Origin of the sequence: Piscinibacter sp., assembly GCF_050175855.1 — a bacterium.
Classification (GTDB): domain Bacteria; phylum Pseudomonadota; class Gammaproteobacteria; order Burkholderiales; family Burkholderiaceae_C; genus Piscinibacter.
In genome coordinates this window covers 1-7,192 of the sequence record NZ_JBFXIO010000274.1, presented here as the reverse complement: position 1 = coordinate 7,192, position 7,192 = coordinate 1, and the positions used below count along the sequence as shown (strand labels likewise).

Sequence of the window (7,192 nt, the reverse complement as noted above, 5' to 3'; positions counted from 1 at the left end):
CCAAGGGCGTGGCGCGCACCGGCATCTTCATCGGCGGGCGCGACGCGGTGGTGGCGGCCGACATGCTGGAGCAGTCGGTCAAGGCCATGGTGCCGCCCTTCGTGGTCTCGGTGATGGCCGACCCCAGTGGCGCCTTCACCACCGCGGCCGCCATGGTGGCCTGCGTGGAAGCCGCGCTGCTGAAGCGGCGTGCGGAAGGCCTGAAGGGGCTTCGCGTGGTCGTGCTTGGCGGCACCGGGCCGGTGGGCCGCATCGCCGGCGTGCTGGCCGCGCAGGCCGGCGCCGACGTGGCGCTGTCCAGCCGCAACGGCATCGACGTGGCGGAAGAAGCAGCGCAGCAGACCGGCCAGCGCTTCGGCGTGACGATCCACGGCATCTCCGGCGGCGACCGCGCCGCGGTGCGCAGCTCGATCGCCGATGCCGACGTGATCCTCGCCTGCGCGGCTGCCGGCGTGCAGGTCGTCTCGGCCGAAGACCTGGGCTTCGCGAAGAAGCTGATGGTCGCTGCCGACGTCAACGCCGTGCCACCCGAGGGCGTGGCCGGCGTGGGTGTGATGGACGACGCCAGGCCGCTGGCCGGAACGGATGCCGTGGGCATCGGCGCGCTGGCGATCGGCAACGTCAAGTACCAGACGCAGCACCGGCTGCTGGTGCAGATGCGCGATGCGCCGAAGTCGGTGCTGGGCTTCGCCGAAGCCTTCGCCACGGCGCGGGCGTTCCTGGCCGAGTCGGCCGCGAAGGCGGGCTGAGCGCGCGTGCTGGCGCTGGCGGCACTCTCCGCTCGCGCGCTGGCCGAGGCGGCAGTGCGCGACGGCGTGCCGGTCGTGGCGCTCGACGTGTTCGGCGATACCGACACGCAGAACCTCGCGCTGGAGTGGCACGACATCGGCGAGGCCGGGGCCTTGCGCATCGACGCCCAGCGTCTGCTGGACACGCTCGGGCAACTGGCCCGGCGCGGCGACGTGCGCGGCTGGATCGCCGGCAGCGGCTTCGAGGGGCGTACCGAACTGCTGGAGCAGGCCGCGGCAAGGCTGCCACTGATCGGCACCGGCGCCGTCGACGTGCGCCGCGTGCGCGATCCGCAGGTGTTCTTCCGCGAGCTCGATCGCCACGGCATCGGCTTCCCGCCGGTCGCCTTCGAGCCGCCGCTCGATGCCGCGGGCTGGCTGCGCAAGGATGCCGGCGGCTGCGGCGGCTGGCAGGTGCATCGTGCGAGCGCGGCCGACCGCGGCGGACCTGGCCTGTACTGGCAGCGCGAGCGGCGCGGCGAGGCGATGTCGGCCACCTTCGTCGCCAACGGGCGCGACGCGGTCGTGCTCGGCGTGAACCGCCAGGGCAGCCGCTCTTTCGGCGACCGGCCGTACGTCTTCACGCACATTGCCGGGCCGATCACGGTCAGCGACGCCGTGCGGCGCGAACTCGGCGCCGTCGTGCGGCTGCTGGCCGGCGTCTTCCACGTGCGTGGCCTGGCCAGCCTCGACATCCTGCTCGAGGGCGAGCGCATCGAGGTGCTGGAGCTGAACCCGCGGCCGCCGGCCAGTCTCGCCCTGTATCCCCGCCTCGGAGACGGCGGCGTGCTGGCGGCGCACCTGCGGGCCTGCGAGCACGACGTGCTGCCGCTGCCCCCGGCCGATGGTGTACCCGTGCGCGGACTGGCGATCGTGTTCGCTGCCCGCGCCGTCCAGATCGACGGCGCTCGCGCCGCTGCGCTGGCGGCGTTGCCCGGCGCGTGCGACCTGCCGCGTGCCGGCTCGCGCATCGGCGCCGGCGATCCGCTGTGCAGCGTCGTGGCCGAGGGCGCCGACGAAGCGAGAATGAACGAACAACTGGACGCGCGGCGGGCTGCCGTGCGAGCCCTTCTGGAGACGAACCCATGAGCGACCACCCCGCGGCCCTGGCCGGCTGCACCCTCAGCCTCAACGCCCACGTGCAGCCGTGGGTCGAGCGCCTGGTGCGCGAGGCCGATGCGCTGCGCGTGGCGGCGCGGCGCGACGACAGCGGCGCGTGCATCGTCGATGCCGGCATCGAGGCGCCAGGCAGCATCGCGGCGGGCCTGCTGGTCGGCGAGATCTGCCTCGGCGGTTTCGGCGGCGTGACGCTGAAGACCGCCGCGGCCGACGGCTGGCCGAGCTGGCTGGAGGTGGCGAGCTCGCAGCCGGTGCTGGCCTGCCTGGCCAGCCAGTACGCCGGCTGGAGCCTGGCGGCCAGCAAGGAGGAGACCGGCGGCAAGAAATTCTTCTCGCTCGGCTCCGGCCCGGCGCGTGCGCTCGCCGCCAAGGAGAAGCTCTACACCGAGCTGGGCTACCGCGACCGTGCCGACCAGGGCGTGATCGTGCTCGAGGTCGACCGCGTGCCGCCGCCGGTGATCGTGCAGAAGATCCTGCGCGACTGCGGCCTCGCACCCGAGGGACTGACCATCGTGCTCACCCCCACCACCAGCGCGGCCGGTACCACGCAGGTGGTGGCGCGCGTGCTCGAGGTGGCGCTGCACAAGACCCACGAGCTCGGCTTCCGCCTCGACCAGGTGGTCGACGGCGTGGCCAGCGCGCCGCTGCCCGCACCCAGCCCCGACGGCGTGGAGGCGATGGGCCGCACCAACGACGCCATCCTGTACGGCGGGCGCGTGCACCTGTCGGTGCGCGGCAGCGACGAGGCTGCGCGCGAGCTCGCCGCGCAACTTCCGTCGCGCAACTCGAAGGACTACGGCCGCTCTTTCGCCGACATCTTCAAGGCGGTGGAATACGACTTCTACAAGATCGACCCGGCACTGTTCGCGCCCGCCGAGGTGTGGGTGAGCAACCTCGATACCGGCAGTACGTTCCACGGCGGCGCGCTGAACATGGAGCTGCTGCGCGGCCTGTGGCTGAAGGAGGCGTGAGGCGGTTGCCATGAGCTTGCGCATCGCGATTGCGACCGATGAGGTCGGCTGGCACACCCGCCAGCTGCAGGCGGCGCTGCGCGAGCGTGGTGCGGTCGGCCGCTGCGTCGACCTGGAAGACTGCCGCATCGACACCACGGCGGCCTGGCACGGCCTGGTGATCCCCGGCTTCGGCAGCGAGCTGCCCGACGCGGTGCTGGTGCGCGGCATCGCCGGTGGCACGTTCGAACAGGTGACCAAGCGGCTCGGCGTCCTGCATGCGCTGCGCGAGCTCGGCGTGCCGGTCTACAACGACGCGCGCGCCATCGAGCGCAGCGTCGACAAGGGCATGACCAGCCTGCTGCTGCACGCCGCCGGCGTGCCCACGCCGCCCACCTGGACGATGGAGTCGGCCGCGCAGGCGCAGCGGCTGGTGATGCGGGAGAGCGCCGCCGGCCGCACGCTGGTGCTCAAGCCGCTGTTCGGCTCGCAGGGCAAGGGGCTGCAGCGCGTCGGCTGCGTCGACGGCGTTCACGTGCCGCTGCCGGCACTGAAGGGCACCTACGGCTCGCTGGCCTACCTGCAGCGCTTCATCGCGCCGATCTCGTCGCCCGGCTTCGACTGGCGCGTGCTGGTGGTCGGCGGCCGCGCGATCACGGCGATGAAGCGCGTCAGTGCGCACTGGGTGCACAACGTCAAGCAGGGGGCGCGCTGCGAGCCGGCCGTGCTGACCCCGGCGCTGCGCGAGATTGCCGAGGCCGCCGGGAGCACGCTGCAGATGGAGTACGCCGGCATCGACATCCTGCCCGAGGGCTCCGAGGACGGACTTCGCGTGCTCGAGGTCAACGGCGTGGCGGCCTGGCAGGGCCTGCAGCGGGTCACACCCTTCAACATCGCGCGCGCTCTTGTCGACGACCTGCTCGACCGCTGTCTGCCCGCCGCGCGACGCGGCGTGCGACGCGCATGACCGAGGCGCGCGAGGCCTTCCTGCGCGCCTGCTGGCTCGACGTGGCGGTGCGCAAGCCCGGCAACGTCAGCGTGTTCTCCGCGGGGCACTGCATGCAGGCCGCGCAGTTCGTGGCCAGCGCGCAGGCCGCTGCCGGGCCGCTGCTGGCGCAGGGCGAGAGGGTGGGCTCGCGCATCGAGCACGCCATGGCCGCCACCTGGCGCGCTGTCGGCTGCAACACCAACCTCGGCATCCTGCTGCTGTGCGCGCCGATCGCTGCGGCGGCCGAGCGCGAGGGTGCCCGGACCAGTGCCGCGGCAATGCGCGCGGCCCTGGCGCAGACGCTGGCCGAACTCGACGTCGACGATGCGCGTGCCGCCTATCGGGCGATCGCGCAGGCGAACCCCGGCGGCCTGGGCGACGCGCCCGAGCAGGACGTGCACGACGAACCCACTCTCGGCCTGCGCGAGGCGATGGCGCTGGCCGCCGGCCGCGACCGCATCGCGCAGCAGTACGCCAGCGGCTTCGACGATCTCTTCGGCATCGGCCTGGCCCGTCTGCCCCGCGGGTTTGCCCTGATGTCGGGCGCCGCGGGCGAACCGGCCGATGCAGGCACGGCACGGGCCGTGCAAAGGGTTTTCCTGGGGTACCTCGGCGGCATTCCCGATTCACACATTGTTCGCAAACACGGCGAGGCCGTGGCACAGACTGTCATGGCCGCGGCGCAGGCCATTGCCGCCGGCGAAACCCCCGACGGCGACACCGGCCTGGCCGCCTGGGACGAATCCCTCAAGGCGCAGGGCATCAACCCAGGGACGAGCGCCGATCTCACCGTGGCGACGCTGTTCCTCGCCGGGCTGATCGGCCCTACGTGGCATGGAACGTGATAGCGTCTGACTCGCGCTGCGCCGCGGGCCAGTGTGTCGACGACCCAGAATCATTCACAGGAGATAGAAACGCCATGGCAAAAATCGATCGCATGATGGTTGGTGAATCGCTCGTCGGTGACGGCAACGAAGTTGCGCACATCGACCTGATCATCGGGCCGCGCGGCTCGGCCGCCGAAGCCGCGTTCGCCAACGCGCTGACCAACAACAAGGACGGTTTCACCTCCCTGCTGGCCGTGGTCGCCCCCAACCTGCTGGCCAAGCCCGCCACCGTGATGTTCAACAAGGTGACGATCAAGGGCGCCAAGCAGGCCGTGCAGATGTTCGGCCCCGCCCAGCGCGGCGTGGCCATGGCCGTGGCCGACAGCGTCGAGGACGGCACCATCCCGGCGGCCGAGGCCGACAACCTGTTCATCTGCGTCGGTGTCTTCATCCACTGGCTGGCCGAAGACGACAAGAAGATCCAGGACTACAACTACCGCGCCACCAAGGAGTCGATCGCGCGCGCCGTCGCCGGCTCGCCCACCGCGGCCGAAGTGGTGGCCAAGAAGGGCTCGGTGGCCCACCCGTTCCAGGCGAAGTGAAGAGAGCGGCGCACCCGCGAGGGTGCGTCAGGAGAGAGGGTTGAGATTGCCGACCGGTTCGCCGGTCGGCTTTTTCATGGGTGGCTGCCGGGCACCATGCCGCCACCGATGAGCTGCAGCACGGTGGCGCCCCGCGGCGCCGGTTCTGCGGCCGGCGCGAAGCGCTCGATCTGCACGCCCACCGCCTGCACGTCGTCGAACTTGCGCGGCTTGACGACCTTCACGCGCACCCAGCGCGCGCCGAACTCGCCGATCAGGATCTCGGCGATGGTCTCGGCAAACGCCTCCAGCAACTGCACCTTGTGCTCGGCCAGCAGCCGCTGCAGCCGCTCGCGCACCACGCCGTAGTCGATGGTGTCGCCGATGCGGTCGGTGTCGCAGGCGCGCGAGCGCAGCAGGCCGGCGTGCAGGTCGATGACGACCGGCTGCGGGCGGTGCAGTTCGGTGTCGTGGATGCCGATCACCGTCTGGCCCGTGAAGCCCTCGATGAAGATCAGGTCCAGCGTCGCGGCGTCGGCCGTGGCCGACGGCGCGGCGACGAAGCCGGTGCTCAGGGCGTTGAGGGTGGTCAAGGCGGTGTCTCCGTTGGATGGGCGATCAAGCGCGCCCAGCGTGCAAGTTGCGGGCCCACGCCACGTTACAGCAACCGTGGTTTACCCGGTGCGGACGCGCCTGCCGCGTGCCGACAATCAGGAATTGTTCCCGAAACCTCTAGGGGCCCGGCCCGGAGACAGCGATGACCCTGACGATGCGTGAAGCCCACCGGCATGCCGACCGGATCCTGGAGCTGGTGCGCAGTGGCGTGCAGCAGCAGGCCAACGACCCGGTGGCGCAGTCGTGGAGCCGCTGCCTCAACGAATACCGCCTCGATCCGGCCCGGCCCTGCGAGCCCTCGTTCGTGGCCCGCGTCGAGCTGGAGGAGCGCCGCGCCCGCCGCGCCGACGTCATCGCCTGCGCCCGCTACGAGATGACCACGCTGTACCAGCAGCTCGCCGACCCCGAGGCGGCGGTGGTGCTGACCGACACCGACGGCGTGATCGTGCACATGGTGAGCTCGCCGGAGTTCGCCGCCGAGGTCGGCCCGCTCGGCCTGCGCGTCGGTGGCACCTGGAGCGAGGCTGCGATGGGCACCAACGGCATGGGCACCTGCCTGGCCGCCGGCGGGCCGGTGTCGGTGCGCAAGGAAGATCACTTCTTCAACGAGTTCACCCAGCTCACCTGCTCGGCGGTGCCGGTGTACGACCCGTCGGGCGAGATCGCCGCGGTGCTCGACGTCACCAGCCGCTCCAGCCTGATGCAGCAGCACCTGCTGGTGCTGCTGGGCATGACGGCGCGCATGATCGAGAACCGGCTGATCGACACGCGCTACCGCAACGCCCACCCGCTGCACTTCCACAGCCGGCCGGAGTTCGTCTACACGCTGCACGAGGGCAAGCTGGCGGTGGGCGACGACGGGCGCATCCTGGCGGCCAACCGCAGTGCGCTGTTCCAGCTCGGCCTGCAGTCGATGGAAGACATCCGCGCGCGCCGTATCGAGGATTTCTTCCAGACCTCCCTGGAAGACATGCTGCAGCGCAGCACCTCGGCTTCGTTCCATCCGGTCGTCACCTACCGTGCCAATGCGGCACTGCGATTCTTCGCGGTGGCGCGCCGGCCGGCCTCGGATGCCAAGGCGCCGGTGCTGCCCGGTCCGGGCGCGAGCGCTGACCTGCCGCAGCCGGTGCCGGCCAAGCCGGCGGCACGTGCCGTTGCCGCGTCCAGGCCCGGCGGGGCGACCTTCGTCGACAACCGGCTGGTGTCGGCGCTGGACACCGCGCGCCGTGTCATCGCTCGCCAGACCCCGGTGCTGCTGTGCGGCGAGACCGGCTCGGGCAAGGAAGTCTTCGCCCGCGCCGTGCACGAGGCCAGCCCGCATGCC

General features: G+C 71.6%; 8 protein-coding genes. 7 read left to right on the top strand and 1 reads right to left on the bottom strand.

Translation table 11 applies throughout. The annotated features are described in order from the left end of the window. The 6 genes from AB7U92_RS18540 to fae all read left to right on the top strand — a co-directional run. Positions 1 to 749 (top strand): methylene-tetrahydromethanopterin dehydrogenase N-terminal domain-containing protein (locus tag AB7U92_RS18540; RefSeq protein ID WP_428580291.1); only part of this gene is annotated, 749 nt, incomplete at its 5' end. 6 nt (positions 750 to 755) lie between these two features. Then, positions 756 to 1,877, top strand: a complete 1,122-nt coding sequence (locus tag AB7U92_RS18535) for an ATP-grasp domain-containing protein (protein WP_428580288.1) — start codon at positions 756 to 758, stop codon at positions 1,875 to 1,877. Beyond that, the gene (mch, locus tag AB7U92_RS18530) at positions 1,874 to 2,878 is read left to right on the top strand and encodes a methenyltetrahydromethanopterin cyclohydrolase (RefSeq protein ID WP_428580285.1); all 1,005 of its coding nucleotides are present in this window, start codon (positions 1,874 to 1,876) and stop codon (positions 2,876 to 2,878) included. Before AB7U92_RS18535 ends, mch begins: the two co-directional genes overlap by 4 nt. 10 nt (positions 2,879 to 2,888) lie before the next feature. After that, positions 2,889 to 3,824 carry an ATP-grasp domain-containing protein gene (locus AB7U92_RS18525; protein WP_428580282.1) on the top strand — a complete coding sequence of 312 codons (936 nt, stop codon included), beginning with the start codon at positions 2,889 to 2,891 and terminating at the stop codon, positions 3,822 to 3,824. Then, entirely contained in the window at positions 3,821 to 4,690 is an 870-nt protein-coding gene (locus AB7U92_RS18520; RefSeq protein ID WP_428580279.1) for a triphosphoribosyl-dephospho-CoA synthase, read from the top strand. Before AB7U92_RS18525 ends, AB7U92_RS18520 begins: the two co-directional genes overlap by 4 nt. 74 nt (positions 4,691 to 4,764) lie before the next feature. After that, on the top strand, positions 4,765 to 5,274 hold the full coding sequence (gene fae / locus AB7U92_RS18515) for a formaldehyde-activating enzyme (protein ID WP_428580276.1): 510 nt from the start codon (positions 4,765 to 4,767) through the stop codon (positions 5,272 to 5,274). Between the two features lie 74 nt (positions 5,275 to 5,348). Here the strand turns inward: fae and AB7U92_RS18510 are convergent, their stop codons facing one another. Continuing rightward, a complete protein-coding gene (locus AB7U92_RS18510) occupies positions 5,349 to 5,777 on the bottom strand; it encodes a dihydroneopterin aldolase (RefSeq protein ID WP_428580294.1) in 429 nt (142 codons plus the stop codon). A 233-nt stretch (positions 5,778 to 6,010) separates the two neighbouring features. On the opposite strand from AB7U92_RS18510, the gene AB7U92_RS18505 reads away from it, so the two are divergent. Continuing rightward, positions 6,011 to 7,192: sigma-54-dependent Fis family transcriptional regulator (locus tag AB7U92_RS18505; protein WP_428580273.1), on the top strand; the 1,182-nt coding region annotated here is incomplete at its 3' end.

Bases quoted from the DNA above. Each gene is read 5' to 3' on its own strand.
- mch (WP_428580285.1), top strand. From the start codon at position 1,874: ATGAGCGACCACCCCGCGGCCCTGGCCGGCTGCACCCTCAGCCTCAAC.
- AB7U92_RS18525 (WP_428580282.1), top strand. From the start codon at position 2,889: ATGAGCTTGCGCATCGCGATTGCGACCGATGAGGTCGGCTGGCACACC.
- AB7U92_RS18520 (WP_428580279.1), top strand. From the start codon at position 3,821: ATGACCGAGGCGCGCGAGGCCTTCCTGCGCGCCTGCTGGCTCGACGTG.
- fae (WP_428580276.1), top strand. From the start codon at position 4,765: ATGGCAAAAATCGATCGCATGATGGTTGGTGAATCGCTCGTCGGTGAC.